General features: G+C 65.6%; 22 protein-coding genes, 1 tRNA gene and 2 pseudogenes. 8 read left to right on the top strand and 17 right to left on the bottom strand.

The features are described from left to right. The first annotated feature begins 85 nt into the window (after nucleotides 1–85). A complete protein-coding gene (locus J8J14_RS00120; RefSeq protein WP_209377398.1) occupies nucleotides 86–448 on the top strand; it encodes a hypothetical protein in 363 nt (120 codons plus the stop codon). 38 nt (nucleotides 449–486) lie between these two features. On the opposite strand, the gene J8J14_RS00115 is transcribed toward J8J14_RS00120, so the two are convergent. From J8J14_RS00115 to J8J14_RS00090, 6 genes are all read right to left on the bottom strand, one after another. After that, entirely contained in the window at nucleotides 487–1,314 is an 828-nt protein-coding gene (locus J8J14_RS00115) for an aldo/keto reductase (protein ID WP_209377397.1), read from the bottom strand. A gap of 21 nt (nucleotides 1,315–1,335) precedes the next feature. Continuing rightward, a complete protein-coding gene (locus tag J8J14_RS00110) occupies nucleotides 1,336–2,376 on the bottom strand; it encodes a WD40 repeat domain-containing protein (protein ID WP_209377396.1) in 1,041 nt (346 codons plus the stop codon). A 2-nt stretch (nucleotides 2,377–2,378) separates the two neighbouring features. Beyond that, entirely contained in the window at nucleotides 2,379–3,347 is a 969-nt protein-coding gene (locus J8J14_RS00105; protein ID WP_209377395.1) for a CobW family GTP-binding protein, read from the bottom strand. 128 nt (nucleotides 3,348–3,475) lie between these two features. Then, nucleotides 3,476–4,876, bottom strand: a complete 1,401-nt coding sequence (locus tag J8J14_RS00100) for a M20/M25/M40 family metallo-hydrolase (RefSeq protein WP_209377394.1) — start codon at nucleotides 4,874–4,876, stop codon at nucleotides 3,476–3,478. Nucleotides 4,877–4,907: 31 nt separating this feature from the next. Then, entirely contained in the window at nucleotides 4,908–6,437 is a 1,530-nt protein-coding gene (locus J8J14_RS00095) for an ABC transporter substrate-binding protein (RefSeq protein ID WP_342452366.1), read from the bottom strand. A 94-nt stretch (nucleotides 6,438–6,531) separates the two neighbouring features. Next, nucleotides 6,532–7,857 (bottom strand): aminotransferase class III-fold pyridoxal phosphate-dependent enzyme, encoded by a 1,326-nt coding sequence (locus J8J14_RS00090; protein WP_456307498.1) that lies wholly within the window; start codon nucleotides 7,855–7,857, stop codon nucleotides 6,532–6,534. A 137-nt stretch (nucleotides 7,858–7,994) separates the two neighbouring features. Here J8J14_RS00090 and J8J14_RS00085 point away from each other — a divergent pair, with 137 nt between their 5' ends. The 4 genes and pseudogenes from J8J14_RS00085 to J8J14_RS25715 all read left to right on the top strand — a co-directional run. Next, nucleotides 7,995–9,242, top strand: a complete 1,248-nt coding sequence (locus tag J8J14_RS00085) for a glycoside hydrolase family 108 protein (RefSeq protein ID WP_209377392.1) — start codon at nucleotides 7,995–7,997, stop codon at nucleotides 9,240–9,242. 59 nt (nucleotides 9,243–9,301) lie between these two features. Further along, nucleotides 9,302–9,378: transfer RNA gene (locus tag J8J14_RS00080), tRNA-Arg, on the top strand. Nucleotides 9,379–10,850: 1,472 nt separating this feature from the next. Then, nucleotides 10,851–11,172, top strand: a pseudogene (locus J8J14_RS25720) (transposase). A 54-nt stretch (nucleotides 11,173–11,226) separates the two neighbouring features. Further along, a pseudogene (locus J8J14_RS25715) lies at nucleotides 11,227–11,328 on the top strand (IS5/IS1182 family transposase); the annotation flags it as partial. 14 nt (nucleotides 11,329–11,342) lie between these two features. Here J8J14_RS25715 and J8J14_RS00065 read toward each other — a convergent pair. Both J8J14_RS00065 and J8J14_RS00060 read right to left on the bottom strand, forming a co-directional pair. Next, nucleotides 11,343–11,624, bottom strand: coding sequence for a recombinase family protein (locus tag J8J14_RS00065; protein ID WP_280842790.1), 282 nt, complete (start codon nucleotides 11,622–11,624; stop codon nucleotides 11,343–11,345). A 208-nt stretch (nucleotides 11,625–11,832) separates the two neighbouring features. Beyond that, complete coding sequence (locus J8J14_RS00060) at nucleotides 11,833–12,228, bottom strand: hypothetical protein (protein ID WP_209377391.1); 396 nt, start codon at nucleotides 12,226–12,228, stop codon at nucleotides 11,833–11,835. 113 nt (nucleotides 12,229–12,341) lie between these two features. On the opposite strand from J8J14_RS00060, the gene J8J14_RS00055 reads away from it, so the two are divergent. After that, nucleotides 12,342–12,764: a hypothetical protein gene (locus tag J8J14_RS00055; RefSeq protein ID WP_209377390.1), complete on the top strand. Its 423-nt coding sequence runs from the start codon at nucleotides 12,342–12,344 to the stop codon at nucleotides 12,762–12,764. 36 nt (nucleotides 12,765–12,800) lie between these two features. Here the strand turns inward: J8J14_RS00055 and J8J14_RS25710 are convergent, their stop codons facing one another. The 6 genes from J8J14_RS25710 to J8J14_RS00030 form a co-directional block, all read right to left on the bottom strand. Further along, nucleotides 12,801–12,974 carry a FitA-like ribbon-helix-helix domain-containing protein gene (locus J8J14_RS25710; protein ID WP_408895392.1) on the bottom strand — a complete coding sequence of 58 codons (174 nt, stop codon included), beginning with the start codon at nucleotides 12,972–12,974 and terminating at the stop codon, nucleotides 12,801–12,803. A 933-nt stretch (nucleotides 12,975–13,907) separates the two neighbouring features. After that, entirely contained in the window at nucleotides 13,908–14,702 is a 795-nt protein-coding gene (locus J8J14_RS00050) for a hypothetical protein (protein WP_209377389.1), read from the bottom strand. A 260-nt stretch (nucleotides 14,703–14,962) separates the two neighbouring features. Then, complete coding sequence (locus tag J8J14_RS00045; protein ID WP_209377388.1) at nucleotides 14,963–15,220, bottom strand: hypothetical protein; 258 nt, start codon at nucleotides 15,218–15,220, stop codon at nucleotides 14,963–14,965. 493 nt (nucleotides 15,221–15,713) lie between these two features. After that, nucleotides 15,714–15,908: a hypothetical protein gene (locus tag J8J14_RS00040; protein ID WP_209377387.1), complete on the bottom strand. Its 195-nt coding sequence runs from the start codon at nucleotides 15,906–15,908 to the stop codon at nucleotides 15,714–15,716. An 88-nt stretch (nucleotides 15,909–15,996) separates the two neighbouring features. Further along, nucleotides 15,997–16,236 (bottom strand): AbrB/MazE/SpoVT family DNA-binding domain-containing protein, encoded by a 240-nt coding sequence (locus J8J14_RS00035; protein WP_209377386.1) that lies wholly within the window; start codon nucleotides 16,234–16,236, stop codon nucleotides 15,997–15,999. Nucleotides 16,237–16,262: 26 nt separating this feature from the next. Next, nucleotides 16,263–16,676 (bottom strand): hypothetical protein, encoded by a 414-nt coding sequence (locus J8J14_RS00030; RefSeq protein WP_209377385.1) that lies wholly within the window; start codon nucleotides 16,674–16,676, stop codon nucleotides 16,263–16,265. A gap of 81 nt (nucleotides 16,677–16,757) precedes the next feature. On the opposite strand from J8J14_RS00030, the gene J8J14_RS00025 reads away from it, so the two are divergent. After that, nucleotides 16,758–17,033 carry a hypothetical protein gene (locus tag J8J14_RS00025; RefSeq protein WP_209377384.1) on the top strand — a complete coding sequence of 92 codons (276 nt, stop codon included), beginning with the start codon at nucleotides 16,758–16,760 and terminating at the stop codon, nucleotides 17,031–17,033. Nucleotides 17,034–17,048: 15 nt separating this feature from the next. Continuing rightward, on the top strand, nucleotides 17,049–17,399 hold the full coding sequence (locus J8J14_RS00020; RefSeq protein WP_209377383.1) for a hypothetical protein: 351 nt from the start codon (nucleotides 17,049–17,051) through the stop codon (nucleotides 17,397–17,399). 38 nt (nucleotides 17,400–17,437) lie between these two features. Here J8J14_RS00020 and J8J14_RS00015 read toward each other — a convergent pair whose 3' ends face one another. The 3 genes from J8J14_RS00015 to J8J14_RS00005 form a co-directional block, all read right to left on the bottom strand. Continuing rightward, nucleotides 17,438–17,989 (bottom strand): dual specificity protein phosphatase family protein, encoded by a 552-nt coding sequence (locus tag J8J14_RS00015; protein WP_209377382.1) that lies wholly within the window; start codon nucleotides 17,987–17,989, stop codon nucleotides 17,438–17,440. A gap of 44 nt (nucleotides 17,990–18,033) precedes the next feature. Then, a complete protein-coding gene (locus J8J14_RS25575) occupies nucleotides 18,034–18,426 on the bottom strand; it encodes an antitoxin Xre/MbcA/ParS toxin-binding domain-containing protein (RefSeq protein WP_209377381.1) in 393 nt (130 codons plus the stop codon). Between the two features lie 227 nt (nucleotides 18,427–18,653). Further along, nucleotides 18,654–19,004, bottom strand: a complete 351-nt coding sequence (locus tag J8J14_RS00005; RefSeq protein WP_209377380.1) for a hypothetical protein — start codon at nucleotides 19,002–19,004, stop codon at nucleotides 18,654–18,656. Between the last annotated feature and the right edge of the window lie 190 nt (nucleotides 19,005–19,194).

Here is a 19,194-nt window from a genome sequence, read left to right as displayed (position 1 = left end):
TCCCGACTCCTGCGTTCATTCCGCAGAGGGCGGCGCAAGATGTGTCGTTAAGTCTCTGATTGGAATGGAAAGAGGGGGTCGTTACATGGTGAAAGTCGGTGCGATCGCTCTCTTCGGGCTCCTGGCTTTTGCGCCCATGGCGCAGGCCTCGGGGACCCCTGCCTTCGTGAATGCGACGATGTGCGACGCGGCCGCGCCGATTGCCTCGAACGCCACCATTTTCTCCCGCAAGATCCGCGCGGAGCGCCGGGCAGGCCAGCGGAGCGGGGCCCGTGCCCAGGCCGGTACCCAGGCCAGTGCCCGGCAGCGCGCGCCGGTGGCGCGCCCCGCCCCGGTGGAGCCCGCCGTGGAAGAGGCGCCTTCGCTGGAGGCTGAGGCCGTGCTGCGCCCGGCCGTGCATTTCTGTGTCACCCCGCGCGGCGAAGGGCGGCCGGTCCGCTACACCTGACGCGGGCCGGCTGGTTCGGCCGGCCCGGCTCGACCAGGCTAGTTCGACCAGTCGGGCGCGAAATCGGGGTTCACGAAGCGCTGGTCCTTCGGAAGCCCGTCGAGGAGCGCCATGTCGGCCTTCGTCAGCTTTCCGGCGAGATCGAGCGCCACGAGATTGGCCCGCTGGCTCTCCGGGCGCGCGGCCTTGGGAATGGCCGTCACGCCGTCCTGGCGGAGCAGCCAGGCCAGGGCGAGCTGGGCCGCGCTGACGCCCATGCTGCCCGCAATGGCGGCGACATTGGGGTCCTGGGCGAGCTGCCCCTTGGCCAGGGGCGAATAGGCCGTCAGCACCATCCCTTGCGCTCGCGTGATCTCGAGCAGCCGGTCCTGCGAGAGAAGGGCGTGGTATTCCACCTGGTTGGCGGCCAGGGGCACGCCGGTCTCGATCGCGCGCTTCAGCAGGCCGGGCGGGAAGTTGGCGACGCCGATGGCGCGGGCGAGCCCGTCCTCGCGCAGCCGGGCCATGTCATGCATCACCTGGTGCATGTCCATGCCCTGCGCCGGCCAGTGCACAAGATAGAGATCGACATAGTCCGTGCCGAGCCGCTGGAGCGATGCCTCGCAGGCCGCACGGATCTCGCCGGGGCCGAGATGTGTCCACCAGACCTTGCTGGTGACGAAAACCTCGGAACGGGGAGGGCCGGAAGCCCGGAGACCGGCGCCGACCTCGGCCTCGTTGCCATACATTTCCGCCGTGTCGAGCGCACGGTAGCCGAGGGAGAGAGCGGACTCGATCGCCGCCTGGCCCTCGGCACCGGAAAGCCTCCACGTGCCAAGGCCCAGGCGGGGGATCGAGAGAAGCCGGGTGGTGATGCGGTCCGTCATGCGCCCCAGACTGGGGGCGCCTCAGCGCTTCGCCAAGTCAAGAAGCCCGGCGAAGCCGGTTTCCGTGCCGAAGGCGAGATGGGTGCCCGCCGGGTTCCAGGCCAGGGCCGAGACCGCGCCGCGCCCCGGGGCCGCCACGGGCACCACCTTGCCGGAGGCGATCTCCGCCATCAGCACCAGCCCATCCTGGAAGCCCGCCACCACCACCTCATGCTGCGGATGGCAGGCCACGCGGGTGCAGATCACCTGGTCCCCGCCCGCGACCTCCGTGGGCGCCTTGCCCATGGGACCGCCGCCGAAGAAAGGCCAGAGAACCACGGAATCCGCACCCGAGGAGGCGAGCCATCGCCCCTTGGCGGTGAAGGAGAGGGAGCCGGTCTTCGCGGGATAGCCGGACATGCGCATGTGCTGACTGTCGGTCAGGCGCCAGCCATGCAAGGCGTTCTCCTGCATGCCCGTCACCACGTTCTGCCCATCGGGTGAGACAGCGATGGCGTGGTGGCTGCCCTTCCACTCCAGCACGCGCGGCTTGTCCTCCTTCGCCGCGACGAACCAGGCGGAGACGCCGTTGTAGTGGGAGGCGAAGATGCGCTTGCCCTTGGCGTCGATGGCCACACCGCCGACGGTGGAGGGATGCGGGCCCAGCACCTTCAGCTTCGCACCCTTGCCGTCGAAAAGATGGACATGCTTGCCCACCGCCACGGCGCGCAGGCCGGAGGAATGGGTGGCGATATGGCTCACCCACTTCATCATGCCGAAATCCGCGACGGTCTCCGCCTCGCCATCCGGCGTGAGGCGGATGAGCTTGCCGTCGTCGCCGCCGGAAAGAAGCCCGTCCGTCGCATCCGGCACCATGGCGAGCCCGGCGCCGTCATGCAGCTCCAGGCGGCGCCATTCCGCCGCATGGTCGGATGGGGTGGCGAGATGGACGCTGCCATCGGAAAGCGCGAAGCCGAAGGAACGGCCTTCTCGCCCGAAGGCCACATCCACCACCCAGGCGCCGAGCTCGCGCCCGGTGCCGCGCTGGTCCAGCAGGAAATCCGCTTCCGCGACGCCCGACATGCTCAGGCCGCCGTGGATTCGAAGCCGCGGCGCAGCTTGGGGCGGTTCAGGTCGCGGCCGATGAAGACGATGCGCGACTTGCGCGGATCGCCCTCCTTCCAGTTCCCGATGTAGTCGCCGTCGGCGATCATGTGCACGGCCTGGAAGGCGAAGCGGCGATCATCGCCCTTGTAGTGCAGGATGCCCTTGGTGCGCAGCAGGTCCTGGCCCTTGGTCTGGAGCAGCTCGCCGATCCAGGCGTTGAACTTCTCCGGGTCCACGGGGCGGTCCAGCTCGAAGGAGACGGACTGCACGGCGCTGTCATGGCTGTGGTCGTCATCGCCCGAGAGGAATTCGGGCTCCCGCGCCAGGATGCGCTCAAGGTTGAAGGAATCGCGCCCGATCACGGCGTCCAGCGGCACCTCGGACCGGGTGGTGCGGCGGATCTCGACGGTCGGGTTGATGGCGCGTATGCGGCGCTCGACCTCATCGGCCTCCTCGGTGCTCACCAGGTCCATCTTGTTCAGCACGATGATGTCGGCGAAGGCCACCTGCTCCTCAGCTTCCGGGCTGTCGCCCAGGCGGGTGAGGAGGTGCTTGGCGTCGACCACCGTCACGATGGCGTCCAGCCGGGTCGCGCGCTTCACATCCTCATCGACGAAGAAGGTCTGCGCGACCGGGGCGGGGTTCGCCAGGCCGGTGGTCTCGACGATGATGCCGTCGAACTTGTCCTTGCGGCGCATCAGCCCGCCGATGATGCGGATCAGGTCTCCGCGCACGGTGCAGCAGATGCAGCCGTTGTTCATCTCGAACACTTCCTCGTCCGCATCGATGACGAGGTCCTGGTCCACGCCCATCTCGCCGAACTCGTTGATCACCACCGCGAATTTGCGGCCGTGGTTCTCGGTCAGGATGCGGTTGAGCAGGGTGGTCTTGCCGGCGCCGAGATAGCCGGTGAGGACGGTGACGGGAGTGGGGGCGGTTTCGGACATAGGGGTCGCCTCGGGGGAGGGAGGGGCAGGTTCGGGGCGTTATATGGTATCCTCCCCAGGCCGGACCATGGGGGGAGGGACGGGCGAGCCCGGGGGGCTGACCCGCCCCTGGCGCCGGTTGCGCCGGGCTAGGTCGGCCTGCCCTTCTCCCCCAGATCCCACCAGAGCCCGGCCATCAGCCCCAGCCCGTCCCGGAACAGCGTGCCCAGCCCGTGCTCATCCGGCCCGTGCTGGCCGCAGCCTCCATAGGAATGGGGGATCCAGATCACCGGCGTGCCCAGTTCCCGCCGGAAGAACTCGGAGGGGCCGGAGGCGCCGATATTCGGGATGATGTTCGGGGCCTGCCCGGCCGTTCGGCCGAAGGATTCCGCGATGGCGCGGACCCAGGGATCGTTCGGATCCGTGCGGGAGGCCTGGAACATGTCCCGCTCCGTCACCGGCACCACCTCCACCTCATGGAAGCCCTGGGCGGCGAGATGGGCGCGCAGGGCGGGCACCACGCTGTCCCCCTCCACATCCACCGTGTGGCGGAGCTGGATGCGGGCGCGGGCGGCGCCGCCCACGGCGTTCACCGGCGATTCCGGCTGGCCGGAGATGCTGGCGAGCACGATGGCGCTGCTCCAGGCATAGATCCGCTCGGAGGCGCTGAGGCCCGGCTCGCCCCAATCCGGCTCCGGCACGGGGGCGCCGGGCAGCACCTCGGCCCGAACGGCCTTCGCGGCGGCCTGCACCGCCTCCGGCACCGAGGCGGGGGTCCAGCCCGGCACGAGGATGCGGCCATCGCGCGAGATGATGCTGGCGATGGCATGGGCGAGGATGACGCCCGCATCCTTGAGCAGCCCGCCCCAATGGCCGGAATGGTGCCCGCCTTCCCGCAGGTTCACCACCAGGTCCATGGCGATGCCGCCGCGGGTGCCGAGCGTGACGTCCGGCACCTCCCGCGAGACGCGCGGTCCGTCCAGCGCGATGAAGACATCGGCGGCGAGCAGGTCCTTGTGCTGGCGGATGAAGGGCAGCAGGCCGGGCGAGCCGGCTTCCTCGCCCGTTTCGACCATGATCTTCACGTTGAAGCCAAGGCGGCCGCCGCGCTCGGCCATCACCGCGGCCATGGCGTCGATGCCCAGCAGGTGCTGGCCCTTGTTGTCCACCGTGCCGCGCCCGTAGATCCGGTCGCCCTCCACCTTCAGGGTCCAGGGATCCAGCCCCTGGCGCCAGCGCTCCGGCATGGCGCGCACCACGTCGCCGTGGCCGTAGAAGAGCACGGTGGGGAAGGCGGGGTCCTCGATCCGCGTCGCGACCAGCACGGGGCCATGGATGGGGTCGGGATTGTCCAGCACCTGCGTCCCGAAGCCGAGCTCGGCGACCATGGGGCCGAGCACCTCGTGGCAGTAGCGCTCCAGTTCCGGCTTGCGCTGGGGCGGGTGGCTCTCGGTCGGCACGGCCACCAGCCTCGCCAGCCGCTCCACGAAGCGGCCGGTGTCGAAATCCCCTTGCGCGCGCGCGATCGCGCCGTCCCTCGTGCCGGTCATGCTGTGCTGTCGTCTCCCCTGGGCTTCTGGCCTATGGCGCCGGCCTGACGGCGGCGACATCCAGCACCTCGTCCACGCGCGGCTCGAATTGCAGCCCGCGGCGCGCGGCGAAGATGGCCTTCTGGATATAGAGCGGCGCGATGGCGACATCCTCCATCGCCATCCGCACGGCGCGTTGCAGCAAGGGCTCGCGCGCAGCGGGATCGGCGGTGCGGCCGGCCTCGTCCAGCACCGCCTCGAATTCGGGATTGGCGTAGCGGCGGTTGGTGCGTGCCGCGTCGCGCAGGTTCAGGATGGAGCGGAGGGGGTAGGAGGCCTCGCTGGTCGCGGCAGTGCCGCCGAGGAGATAGGCGGAGAATTCCCGCCTGCCCTGGCGCCCGGAATAGCTGGCCCAGGGCAGGGCCTCCACCGTGGTCTGCACCCCCACGCGCTGCCACATCTGGCCAATGGCCTGCAGCACCCGCGCATCATTCGGGTAACGGTCATTGGGCCCGTGCAGGGTGATTCGGAAGCCCTGCGGGTAGCCTGCTTCGGCCAGCAGGCGGCGCGCGGCATTCGGATCATGCACCGGCACCAGCCCCGGCACATGGCCGCTCAGCCCCTCGCGCACGACCTGGGCCGAGGGAACGGCGGAGCCCTCCATCACGCGCTCGGCCAGCGCCGCGCGGTCGATCGCCAGGGAGAGGGCGCGGCGCACGCGCGCATCGCGCAAGGGAGAGGTGGCGGGCTTCTCACCATCCGGGCCGGTGATGAAGGGCGTTTCGTCGCGCAGCGTATCCAGGCCGAGATAGACGATGCGCAGCCCTACCGTCTCTGCCACGGTGATGCGGGGATCGGCGCGCAGCCGCGCGAGATCGGCGGTGGGCACGCCGTTGATCACGTCCACATCGCCCGAGAGCAGCGCGGCGGAGCGGGCGCCGGCATTGCGGATGGTGCGGTTCACCGCGCGCTCGTAATGCGGGCGCGGGCCCCACCAGGTGTCGTTGCGCGCCAGCTCCACGCGCTCCCCAGGGGCGTAGGAGACGTAGCGATAGGCGCCCGTGCCGATGGCGAGCGTGCCGTCGTTGAAGCCCTGTGTCGTGGCGTTGCCGTGGATGCTGCGGCTGAGCATTCCCACCCAGGAGAGATTGGCGGGCACCAGCGGGTCCGGCCCCTTGGTGTGCAGGCGGACCGTATGGGGGTCCACCACCTCCACCCGCGCGATGCTGGAGGTGAAGATGACGAAAGAGCCGGGCGAGTTCGGCACGTTCGGCACGCGGTCGATGGTGAAGGCCACGTCCTCGGCGGTGAAGGGCGTGCCGTCATGGAACCGAGCCTCGGGCCGCAGGTGGAACTCCCACACTTCCGGGCCAACGGAGCGCCAGGATGTGGCAAGGCCCGGGCCGATGCTGCCATCCGCCCGGAGCGTGGTGAGGCCATCGAAGATCTGGCGCGTCACCTCGACATTCGGCGTGGCCGTGTAGAAATGCGGGTCCAGGCTGGTGACCGTGGCGTTGTTGCCGAAGGTCAGGGTCTGCGCCTCCGCCGTGGTGGTGGCGAGGGTTGCGGCCAGGGCAACCACCAATGCGGATATCCGGTGCAACGCTTCGACCCCCCGTGCTGGCGGACCCCAGAAACAAAAACGGCCGGGGCGGTGGCCCCGGCCGGTTCGTCCATCAGGCGATGGCGTGGATCGCGTCGCTGAGCGTCCCGATGATCCGGTCCACATGCGGCTTCTCCACGATCAGCGGCGGGGAGAGGGCCACGATGTCGCCGGTGACGCGGATGAGCACCCCGTCATCGAAGCACTTGCGGAACACGTCCATGGCGCGGGCGCCGGGCTTGCCCTCGCGCGGGGTCAGCTCGATGCCGGCGATCAGGCCGAAATTGCGGATGTCCATCACGCCCGGCGCGCTGCGGAGGGAGTGCGTCGCCTCCTCCCAATAGGGCTCCATGGCGCGGGCGCGGCCGGGCAGGTCCTCTTCCCGGTGCAGGCCGAGGGTGGCGATGGCCGCGGCGGCCGCGAGCGGATGGCCGGAATAGGTGTAGCCATGGAACAGCTCGATCCCCGCCGGCGAGCTGTTCACCACCGTGTCGAAGATCTCGTTCGAGGTGGCGACCGCCCCCATGGGCACGGCGGCGTTGGTCAGGCCCTTCGCCATCGTCATGATATCCGGCGTCACGCCCAGGCGCTCTGCGCCGAAATCGGCGCCGATGCGGCCGAAGCCGGTGATCACCTCGTCGAAGATCAGCAGGATGCCGTGCCTGTCGCAGATCTCGCGCAGGCGCTGCAGATAGCCCGTGGGCGGCACCAGCACGCCGGTGGAGCCGGCCACGGGCTCCACCATCACGGCGGCGATGGTGTCGCCATGGAGGGTGACGAGGTCCTCCAGACGGTCCGCCAGCTCAGTGCCGTGCTCCGGCTGGCCCTTGGTGAAGGCATTGCGCTTCAGGTCATGCGTGTGCGGCAGATGGTCCACATAGGGGAGCATGGCGCCGAACTGCTTGCGGTTGCCGCCGATGCCGCCGACGGACATGCCGCCGAAGCCCACGCCGTGGTAGCCGCGCTCCCGCCCGATGAGGCGCACGCGCTGGGACTGGCCGCGGGCCCTCTGGTAGGCGAGGGCGATTTTCAGCGCGGTGTCCGCGCTTTCGCTGCCCGAATTGGTGAAGAAGACCTTGTCGAGGCCCGCCGGCGTCATCTCCGCCACGCGCGCCGCCGCCTCGAAGGCGATGGGATGGCCGAGCTGGAAGGTGGGGGCGAAATCCATCAGCGCGGCCTGCTTCTGGATGGCCTCGGTGATCTCGCGGCGGCCGTGGCCGGCATTGCAGCACCAGAGGCCCGCCGTGCCGTCCAGCACCTCACGCCCTTCCGGCGTGTAGTAGGACATGCCCTCCGCACGGGCGAGCATGCGGGGGTTCTGCTTGAAGTACCGGTTGTCAGAATACGGCATCCAGAATGAGTCGAGGTTGTTCGGACGTGGGAGGGACATCTCGTTCATCGGAAGGGCACCTTCGGGCGGGGCGACAGAATGAGCCTTTCCTGGGCCGGTGAACAAGGCGGTCGCGACGAAAAGGCTTGTATTCCTATAATCGTTGCGTATACATTCCTGCTTCGTTCTTTGGCAGGAATCCATCCATGGGCTTACCCATCCTCGCCCTCGCGGCCTCCCTGGCGCCGGAGATCATGCGCCTGATCGCGGGGGACCGTGCGGGTGCCGTTGCCGGGACCGTGGCCGAGGCCGTGCGCCAGGCCACGGGCACCGAGGACCCGGCCACCGCCCGCGCCGCCCTGGCCGCTGATCCGGCAAAGGCAGAGGCGTTGCGCATCCGTCTGGCCGAGATCGCGCTGGAGGGGGAGCGGCTTCTGGCGGATCGCGAGGCCGGGCAGCGTCAGGCGGAGCTGGAGAGGCTCCGCGCCGTGCTTTCGGACACCCAGGCAGCCCGCGCGAGCATGGTGGAGATGCTGCGTGGCGGCAGCCGCCTGGCCTGGGGGCCAGCCACCGTTTCCACTCTGGTGGTGCTGGGCTTCTTCGCCGTGCTGGTCCTGCTGGTGACGCTGGATCCGGGGCCGGGCGGCGGGGCCCGGTTTGATCCGCAGGTGGCCTCCATCATCAACATCACGGTCGGCTCGCTGGGCGCGGCTTTCGCGGCAGTGGTGAATTTCTGGATCGGGTCCTCCCAATCCTCCCGCGACAAGGATGCGATCGTGGGGCGGCTGCAGGAGGCCCAGGCCCGGACGCAGCTGCAACAGGCGCAGGTTGCGATGGCGAGTTCCCGCGCCGTGCCGGTGCGGGCGGAGGCGGCAATCCGGCCTGTCTCACTGGGCGCCGGCGCCGCTTCCGCCGGCGAAGCGCGGCTCGAGGCCTGCCTGGAATGGGTGCTGCGGGCCGAGGGCGGCTTCGTGAACCACCCCGCGGATCCGGGCGGCGCGACGAATATGGGTATCACCCGGCGCACCCTGGCCGAGTTCCGCGAGGCCGATGTGACCGTGGACGATGTGCGAGCCCTGACCCGGGCGGAGGCGCGGGAGATCTATCGAGCCCTGTACTGGAACCCGATGCGCTGCGCCGAGCTGCCGGCCGGGATCGACCTGATGGTGTTCGATTTCGGGGTGAATGCCGGGCCGCGGCGCAGCCTGCGCATGCTGCAGCGCTGCCTGGGCGTCGCGGCGGATGGCGCCGTGGGGCCAATCACCCTCGCCGCGGCCGGCGCATGCCGGGCTCCGGAGCTGATCGCCCGCCTGGCGGAGGAAAGGCTCGCCTACTATCGCGGCCTTTCCTCTTTCGGGCAGTTCGGGCGCGGGTGGACCAGGCGGGTAGACGATGCAAGGCAGGCTGCCCTGGCCATGGCGGCCGGGCCCTCGACCCTCCCAGTGGTGGCGTGATGCGGTGCCTGTCGCCGGGGGGTTTCCCCCGGCGACAGTGTGCTGTAAGGAGAGGGCACGGACCCGTAGCTCAGCTGGATAGAGCGTTGCCCTCCGAAGGCAAAGGTCGTACGTTCGAATCGTATCGGGTCCGCCATTCTTTTCAAGAAGTTAGCTTCGTCCGTTCGATGACGGCGCTAACCGCCGGAAGCGTAGCGGAAGCAGATGCGGCAACCAGATCTGCGGATTCCCTCGTCGACCGACCTTGATGGCGGTCCGGCGCTGTGCCCGTTCCAGATTGACCTCGCCCCGGACGGGAAGCGGTACGAGATCCTGTTGACGGCAGAGGTGGACGCCTTCCGAAGAAACCCGTCCGACGAGAATTGGGCAAAGCTCCGCCGGTTCAGGCCTGTCTTGCTACGTGGAGATCAGGAGGTCGAGGGTGATCGTCCCTTGATCCTAGACTACGGAGCTCTGGACCCCAGGAGCCCCAGCGACGTTCTGCTCCAGCTAACGGGCAGGAGCCTTACACGCCTCCAGTTTTTGCGGTTCACGCATAAAGACCAACAGAGCGTCCCCGGTCGGACCCTCAGCGCCGCTGTCCTAGACATGTTTGGCAGACAGTCTTTCGAGGTGCTTTTTAGCTTGGCGGGACGGCTACTCACCCGCGATGTGGAGCACTCGCTGCTCACTCCAGTCTTGGACGCAGCCTACCACGGCAAGCTGGTGATCGCCGGCATCACGCCTCCAGCCTCTCCTTCGGGGCACTACGAGGAGGTCAGCGGAGCCCTACTCGAGCAATGGCGTTTCAGGCTCGGAGATGATAGCGCGGCGCCAGTCGACCCCGGCGGCAAGTCACTAGTTCAGGTCCGTGTCTTCACGCCCGAGGAGTTGGCTCTGGTGCGCGGGGCTGCGGTGAAGCTCCACCAGCCTGACGGACCACCGAGCGCGCCGGCGAAGAGGCCACCTCGCCCATCCAGTGCAACGAAGATTCTCTTTGAATGGTTCCGTGATCACGCAGGGCACTGGAAGGCAGCTGAAAAGCCGTACCCAAACCAAGATGAAGTTCTTCGGGAGGCCCGAGCAGCTATCGGTGACTGGGTGTCTCGCGACGACATTCGGGAGCATCAACCAAAATTCGTGCCCGCGTCCATGCGCAAGCAGGGCCCCCGGCGAGTTAGTGCCCGCGCGCTGGATGAATCGAGATTAGACCGTGGCAAGTAACCTGGTTTGGTTTTCGGGTCTTGATTATCTCAAGACCCGAAAGGCCGTAAGATATCAATGAATTTGCGCGCTGATGCAGGATGCCGACCGAGTCCTGTTTCTGCCGCCTCCAGCTGTTAACGGCGACATGCTATCATACTGGGTTTCTTAAAGATTAACGGCAGGAGTCTCTTTCTGGTGGCATGCTCAACGTCGGCCTAGCTACGCTGGAAGGTAGCGCGCGGACACCTCTATTTGGCGTTGTTGCGATAATCAGCGCTGGAGGGAGCCAAGGTAGAGGTTGGTTCGGGTGGTAGCCGGCCGCGGCGGCGGTACCGGACGCGGAACTGGCGGGAGTACGATCGGGCGCTGGTAGCGCGCGGTGACCTGACAGTCTGGATCTCGCCCGATCTGGTCTGGCACGGGGTGAAGGGCACGGGCCGGCGGGGCCGGCCGCGGGTCTTCACGGATGCGGCGATCCAGGCGGTGCTGATGCTGACGGTTCTCTTCCAGCTCCCATTGCGGGCGGCCCAGGGGATGGCGGGAAGCGTGATCGGCATCGCTGGCCTGGACTGGAGAGTGCCGCACTAGCACGCTCTCGCGGCGTCAGAGGGATCTGACGGTCACGATCCCCTACCGTGCCCGAGGTGGCCCACTGCACCTCGTGATCGACAGTACAGGGTCGAAGGTGCTCGGCGAGGGCGAGTGGAAGGTCAGAAAGCACGGGGCCGACAAGCACCGGGTCTAGCACAAGGTCCATCTGGTGATCGATGCGGACAGCCACGAGGTCAGGGCGGTCGAGATGACGGACCACCGGCACGGGGATGGTGAGATCGTGCCGGGCCTGCTGGCCCAGGTGCCGAGGGCTGAGCGGATCGGGATGATCAGCGGCGATGGGGCCTCCGATACACGCGGCGTCTACGAGGCCTCAGCCTCGCGGGATGCAGACAGGCTGTCGATCGCGGTGCGGCCCAGGCGGTCCAGCTTCCAGACGGTCAGCATGTCCCCGGGCCGGAGGTCCTGCAGAGCGGTCAGGAGGCCGGGCCGGTCGGGGGCGGCTCCTGAGATCCCTTCGTCGGCATGAATGACTGCGGCGCCGGCGGCGATAAGGGCGTTCCGCTGCAGGTCGATGGACTGGTCAGCGGTCGAGACCCGGACGTAACCGATGATCCGAGGGCCAGGAGGTGCATCGGGCAGCAAGTCGAGGGTCTGGGCCCGCTCCGGCCCATCCGGGACGGGGATTTCAGGCAGGCAATTTCGGGCAGGGGTTTTTGAGCGGGATTTCACGTTTGAAATCAAGCACGCCGTTACCCTGCCCGAAAAGAAATGTTTTCGGGCAGGGTGCGGCGCCGCATGATGTCGGCGCCAGAGCCTGAGTCCTGCCGGTCAGCTCCGAAGGGACGGGTCGTTATCTCACTGACGCAGAGCGGTGAGTATAGCCGACCACCCGGGTGCGTCCCTCGCGAATCTCAGTCGGGAAACGGCCGATAGACTGGAGCATGCCGGTGAGGTCGCCAGCAAACTCGATCCATTCAATCGAGCGGAGGGCGATAGGTCCGAACTCGATCGTGTCCACATACGGACGCGGCACTTCGAGGCTTGGCGGAAACCGCATTGGTCGCGGTTCGTCCATGTTGATGAACTTGACCGTCATCCGTTTCAGGTCGCCGCGCCCGCTCTGGACGGCTTCGAACAGCCTCCGCCACTTCGTGTCAGACATGAGCGCGGCAGAGAACAACCTCCTGGCGCGACGCCCGTCCGCAGCTAGATCCAGAGCCTGGAAACGCCTCATGTTGGCCAGCATGGATCCACTCCGTGCATTCGCAAACAGCACAGTTCATGTGAGAATGCTTCGGCGAGGAGTGAAGCGCGGGTATCGAGCATCACATCGCAGCCGGAGAGCAGCCGCAGGTCCGAATGCGTGACTTTCGCCCCAATCCCCATGCTGTCGATCCCGTCGAGTATTCGACCGGGACCTGGATCCGCTGCTTTGTCATCGCGGGGCTGGGTCTCGCGCTCTACTGGATTTGCAGAGCCGCGGCGGAACTGATCGCGGTGCCTGGCTGGGGAACAGCATTCGGTCTCCCCTATGCGCGGGTGCTGGGGCACCTTCTGTCCTTCGGACCGGCGTTCGCCGTTGGGCGCCTGCTGTCAGTCGATCGGGGTAGCGCAGCGCTTCCGCCGGTCGTTCCCACCCTCGCCGCGGGCGTCACGATCCTGATTGCGGGGAAGATGCATCAGGATCCTCTGGGAGCCGCAAGTCTGCTCGATAACGTCCTCCGTGGAGCGCAGTTCTACTTCATATATGCAGGCCTGAAGGGCCGCTTTCCGCGGCCTTGAAGTGTGCGGCTGTCCAGTACGGCCGCCGACGGCTCCTCAGCGAGACCTTGGGCCAGGCGCAGCCTGCAACTCGTTGACCTGAGCATCACCGTCTTTTCGATCCACCAACTCGGTCCTCGTAGGGCTGACCGCATCCTCAAGGATGAGCCGGGCTTCTGCCTCTGGCGAGCGCCCGTTCTGAGCGGCCCAGATCTTGATGTTTTCGGGCAAGGCGGACCGTCGCAAGATGTAGCCGGACGCCGCGTGTTTCCCGACGCCCCCAAGAGATTTCCCAGAGAAGAGGTCCTTGGACGCTGCTTCATGAGGGAGAAGGCCAGCACCGTCGCCATAATCTGTACTGGCCCTGTTAGAGCTTATCCTGGTCCTACTTCCCGCGCCTGATGAGGCAACTCGTCCGTGAACTGGATGAGAAGAGGCACTCGTGGCACGGTCGGTGAGGCAGATTGTAGTGTATCAGCAATGAAGGACGATTCCTCTCGGCCGCCCACCTCATCTTCCTCTTGGACCGGCATCCCAGATGAAAGGCGCGGTGACCTACTCGGACGTCAGCACCACGGATCTATGGATCGCTGGCAACGTGAGGAAGCCTTAACGGCATTCCTGCTCCTTCTCTTGGGTGTCATGCTCTACTGTGGATGGTGGTTCATTCTGAGCTTCCACTCGCCTGTTACCCCTGACTCCGCGACTGGGCACACGGAGCCCCTCTCTCTGTCCCGAGCAGCAGGGCCAGGAATTTACGTCAGAAGGTCCGAAGCCTTGATCGCGCTTTCCCTCGGCATGTCGTCCTTCATCATGCCCGGAGTATATGTGGCCTGGAGGAGCTTCCGTAGGCATCGGCCCAAGTAAGCCACCCAGGAGCCGGGACCGCAAAAGTTCTACGAAGCGATTGCTCATCTATCGCGATTGCTGGATGGGTAACGGCAATGCTGTCGGACGACAAATGGCGCTCGCTGGAACCGCCGTGGAGCGCGCTGTAGCCTTCGCACCAGCATCTGGCCAAGCCCACAAACTGCAGTAGGCACAAGGCCTGCACGCTTGTCGCCCAGGCACGCCGACATAGGGCACTTCAGTCTTGCACAGACTCGATTACACATCAGCAAGTTGTGCCCATTCAAAGGGTGTAAGCTGCCGCTTAGACGGCTCCTAATCAGAGTTGTTATAGATTAACTTCGGCTCCGGTATAGCGGCGTTCGATCTCGCCGTTGGCGGAAGCGCCCAATCTCTGGCATTCACAACGAAGGAAGATAAAAGCTCTTCTATCTCGTGGCGAATCTCTCTCCAGCGATGCAGATGGTGGCGATCAATAGTCAACCGAATGAATAGGCCACGAAAGACCCGGTACCATTCACAAGGAACTGGCTTGTTCTCATTCTTCTCCTCATATTGGACGGCACATTCTATAAACTCTGGCAAACCTTCGCCCGATTGTGAATCAAATCCGGCCGGCTCATGAAGCAAGAATAAGTCGCGGGTTCGAACTCGACGGAGCCTGACGTCGCTCGCGCTCGGAAGAAGCCGCCCAGGATAATAGATGAGCCCCTGTGGGACTTGGCGGTTGGTAGTGTCATCCAACTGCTCAGCAGCGTGAAGAGTTTGCACTCTTCCAATGTCCCGGCTGAAGCGGAGAGCATTCTGTACGCTCGCCGCTCCGGAAAAAGGTTCGGATAGATTGACCCGGACTCTGCCACCACGCTCCCAGAACACCTGTTGCGAGATGCCAAGTAGCGCAAGCGGCCGAAACGATTTGATGTCGATGCCTAGCTCAATGGTCCCGTCGCTGCCCCGAAGATGAATAAAATCGCGAGGTATTTGTAAGATGATTCCTCTTGCTTCTGTTTGCATGGCAATCCACTCCTGTTGAGCGAGTGCTTCAAACTTAGATGGCGTCGCCATAATCAGAATGAGCGCGGCGGCTATCCTGGCCAGATGCGTCCTCAAACCTAAAGGTCCTTAAAAGATTGGTATGGAACATCCCTTACTAGTCAACTGACACTTCCAAATTTCCAGGGCAGAAGTTCATCGAGGCGGGATGCTGGGTGATCGGGGAAGTGGGCGAGCACATCAGCGAGCTCCGAAGTAATGATCCACGTCACCATGGGCACCCTCCTGCTTCGCAGGGTCGCTTATCTTTGAATTTTCAAGCTTTCACTTAGAGCGTGTTACGGACCAAACCTCAAGTCATACCGATGCGAGCGTCTTCACTGCTCCGGCATTTCAAAAGATCCAGCAATCACCTTGATCGTATCACCAGACTGCATCTCTACACTCAAACAACACAGTCCGTCTGTTCTTACATCAGGCCCTGTGACGATGTTGATTGAGACACTGGATCCCCAGTCGTGATTACGAGGGATATGAAGTTCACGAAGTTTGATTGCTCGAAGAGTGCGCAGCCCCGAGGGAGATTGAAGGTCTAGACGGGCCTGTCCGCTCGTCCAATCGACGGTCACGGACAACAGTGACCAATCATGCATCTTTTTGACTATGCCCCTCCCAGTGGAAGCCCGCCCGCGTGGTCCGTAACACCCTCTAGGGCATGTACATTGGGTTCGAGCGCATCTGCCGCATGTTTCTCTCGCGCATGCACGCGGCCACAGCCTGTCTCCTGGGGTCTGGGCTGCGAAGCACAACATAACTCAAGTCGACATCGTCAGCGCGATCGGGGTCAAACGCGGTCACACACTCCTTGAGGCTCGACCGCGCGATCTGCGTGGGAACCATGATCTGCCGGTCTGAGTCTGACAGGCGTATCCACATCCATTCGTAAGACGGAGAACAAGCCGAGAGCACGAGGGCCAGCCCGCACATCGTGACCAAGCGGCCACTGCTCCGAGGCTGCCCGACCATACCACCTCCGCCTGGCAAACCACAGGAACGCGCACGCTCAGGGCGTGCCCTATATCGGGGCGCAGTTCGGGGAGGGGTCCATTCTCGGGACATCCGTTCCTCTTAGTCAGCATGGAGGTGCCAGCGGGCGCTCTGGGGCACCTTGCCGTGCCGCCTAGCGGTTGCCATCGCCACCTCGAAGAGGCCCATGGCCCTGATCTGGTCCTTGTCGGAGACGATCAGCCCGGCCCCACGCGCCTCCGGAACCTCCTTGGGGACGAAGAACACGTGGTACTCACCCACGACCCGATGCGTCACCTCGAAGTCAAGCGTGATGCCTGACCTTTTCATCGCTCCTGGCCTCTCGTCTCGCTTACGGACAAGGCCGTGAAGGCGAGGAAGTTGATCACGTCCGACTGTTCTGGTCTTGCAACTCCTGCAGGGCGTCCGCTTGCTCCCGGAGCACCTCGCGGGCGAGTTGTAGCTGGCGTTCCAGTGCGACACTGCGCCTGACCAGCTTCACGCCGTCGGACAGCTCAATCAGGGTAAGCTCCTGGCCGGCCTCTAGGCCCATGCGGATGCGTGTTTCGGCGGGAAAGATGATCCCGACCGAGTTACCGTGTCGCCGCAATCTGACCGTCGCCATGGGCGCTCTCCTGCAGGTAGGGCGGATCACAACAGCGATTTGGTGGGGCTACGGCCAATAGCCCACCAGAAGATGGCTCCGGCGATCAGCCCGCTGAACGTCCCGGAGACATAGAGAAATGCCCCGAGTGGCATGGTCACGATGAATCCGCTGAACGCACCGACGATAGGAAGTAAGGGGCCGGGCGCTCCACGGCGGAGCGCAAATGGAAGGAGCCAAGCCGTAACAACAAGCGCGAACGGTGTCCCGACGAGGAGACTGAGTTTGATGAACCAACCTACCGCGATAGGCGTGAGGCTGTGAAACGCGAGAAGCAAGAAAGGCACTGATCCTATCACAGCGGCGATAGGTGCTATAAGGAAGCCAAAAAAGTATGGGTGCTCGCGCCACACCCAATCGGTCCCTTCATCTGGCGAGAAAACGAAGCGGGTGCGTGGCATGCACTCTATAGTTCCATTGAGTTCAGGCTGGATCTAGTCACTGTCAGTGTTGTTCTACACCGAAAGTGGAGGTCAGACACCATGGACGATACCAAGCCGACCTCCGGAGAGACCATAACCAGCGTGTCGCAGGACCGTATCCGCCGCGCTCTGGCGGGAGAGATCACGATCGACGACTTCAGCGAGGCTGAGACTGGCAGTTACTTCTCTCAACTCGGTGCAGCGATGCAGCAGCCGGCTGCGGCACAGGTGGAGTTCTACGCGCAGCTTGGCGCTGACGAGGATGCCCCCGGCATCTCAGAGTCCGATTTGTACGGCTGGCATCCGGCCCCTGGCCTATGTTCTGACCGGCTGTAATTCTGAAAGTCTCTGATGCCTGACCTGATCCCTGATGCGCCGTCCCCGGCGCCCCGCCCCGAGCCGAAGCTGCTTGCCCAGCAGGGCAAGCATGGAGGCCCGTCCTGGACCTATCGGGGCGCGACCATCCACTCGAACGAGAAGGGCACCCTCTTCTCGCTCGAGAACGGGCCGGCCGATCTGCCCGGGCAGTGGAACGGGGTCGGCACCAAGCAACTGCTGATCCGGGTTCTGGATAGCTGGCTCGATGAGGGCAAGCTGCCGCCGCCGTACTCGCGACCGAGCCAGGTGGGTGAGGATGAGTTTGGCGAGCGCCTGCTGGCCAGAAAGGGATTGGTCCCGAAGGGTGTTTTCCCCACGGACTGAGGTCCCCCCCTCTTTCAGCTCTGGCACCCGTCCCGACCTCAATCATCTGCACTGAGCGGTACGCCATAGTAGGCGAGGTGAGCGGCGCGGTTGTCCCGGCGCCTCGCCGTGTTCTCTGGCCTGTCCCGCTCCCATTCCAGGACGGTCCGAACTAGCGCGACGTCACGGCCGAGAATGGCGTCCGCGAGGGCCAGGACGTGCAGGTTCGGGACGGATTGCGGCCGGATCCGGATGAGCTCGTCGAGCGCCTCCCTCTCACGCCCGGGCCCGAGCCGATCCGCGATGATGGCCAGGGCGACAGCGGGCGAGCGGCCAACTCCGACATTGCAGTGGACCAGCAGGCGGCCGCCACTGGCGCTCGCCCGCCCGAACTCCAGCGCCCGCTCGATGTCGGCCCGCTCGGCCATCCGGAAGACCGGCATCGCCGCGTAGGGCGGAGGGGCAGGCCGGTCCATGTCGACGAAGCAGAGCACCAGGTGATCGGGGTGCGGGTCCTGATGGAAGCGCAGCCGCCTGGATTGCCGCTGATCCGGGTCTTGCAAGGTGAGCACCGCCGCGAAGGCGCGCTTCCAGCGCTGCGCCCAGGTCACGCCTGACACCGCCAAGGGCCCACGAGGGGGCAAATGGCGGGGCCTCACTGGGCCTCGGCCGTCAGGTAACCAAGGACGGCGATAAGGTCCTCGATCGATCCCTGGGCCATGCGCTCGAGGGCGCTCTGGCCGTCAAAGAGGGCGCTCGGGGTCCGCATCCAGGCATGACCCCTGACAGGGTCCGAGAAGAGGGCGCGCGTGCCCCGGTGGATGCCGAGGAGGATGCCCAGCCGCAGAACGGTCTCGGGCGGAAGGCCTGCGCCAAGGTCGTCCTGCCGCCAGGCCTCGACGGTCTCAGCGTCTGGGGCGCCCAGGAGGGCCTGAACCTGGGCCGGCGTGGCCTGCCAATGCTCCAGGAGGCGCAGGGCCGCTCTCAGGCCTGCCGCTCCCTCCTCTGGCGTGATTTCGGCGGTATCGTCGTCCTCGAGAGGGCCCACGGTTCAGTCCCTCATTCCCGAGGACCAACCAGCGGGGAGGCCAAAGGGCCAGTTCCAGTCGCCCGTCGAGGCAACGCCGGTCAGCACCCCACAGGCATCGCAGGTGTCCTCCGACCACGTCGCCATGTGCCCCGCTGGCCAGACGCCGCCATTCGCCCTGGCACAGGGCGCGCAGACATAGCTGACGCGCCGCGGCGGCTTCGGTGCCGCCTCCTCATCTGATTTGCTCATGGCTCGGACAGTGAGGAACTGGCGGAGGCGGGATCCTCGTCACACACCTCAGACAGGAGGCCTTCGCGCCTTCTCGTCTCGTGTGTTCGAGGATCGATCGAGACCCTGACGTCGATCCGGCGGTTGCCGCACGCGGCACAGCGCAGCCGTGCCGCGAACTCCTCGGTGGTCCGGTTTCCATCCTCTCCCATGAGGGAAATGGCGCGGCCGGTAGAGGAGCTCGCGACGCGGCCGCAGCCTCTGGGTTCTGAGCAGAACAGGCTGAAGAAGGTGGTGTCCCGCAGCGGCACGTAGCACCGTAGCCGGACGTAGCCGTCAGCACCGATCGCGTCATCATCGGCGCTCATGGATCAGGCGATCCGCCGCCAGGTCGTGCCGTCGGGCAGCCTCCAGGCGTGGTGGGCCCGTTGCTGCTGTTGCCGCCGGAGTGAATCTGACCCGGTCGCCGGTTGGAATCTGACCCAGGTCTAGGGTGCCCCGTCGTGGTGATGGGGGGCCGGATGGTCGGAGAGGAACTGGCGTTGGAGATCCGGGTGT

It is taken from the genome of Pararoseomonas baculiformis (assembly GCF_017813395.1).
In the GTDB taxonomy this organism is placed as follows: Bacteria; Pseudomonadota; Alphaproteobacteria; order Acetobacterales; family Acetobacteraceae; genus Roseomonas; species Roseomonas baculiformis.
This window is presented reverse-complemented; position numbering and strand designations above follow the sequence as displayed.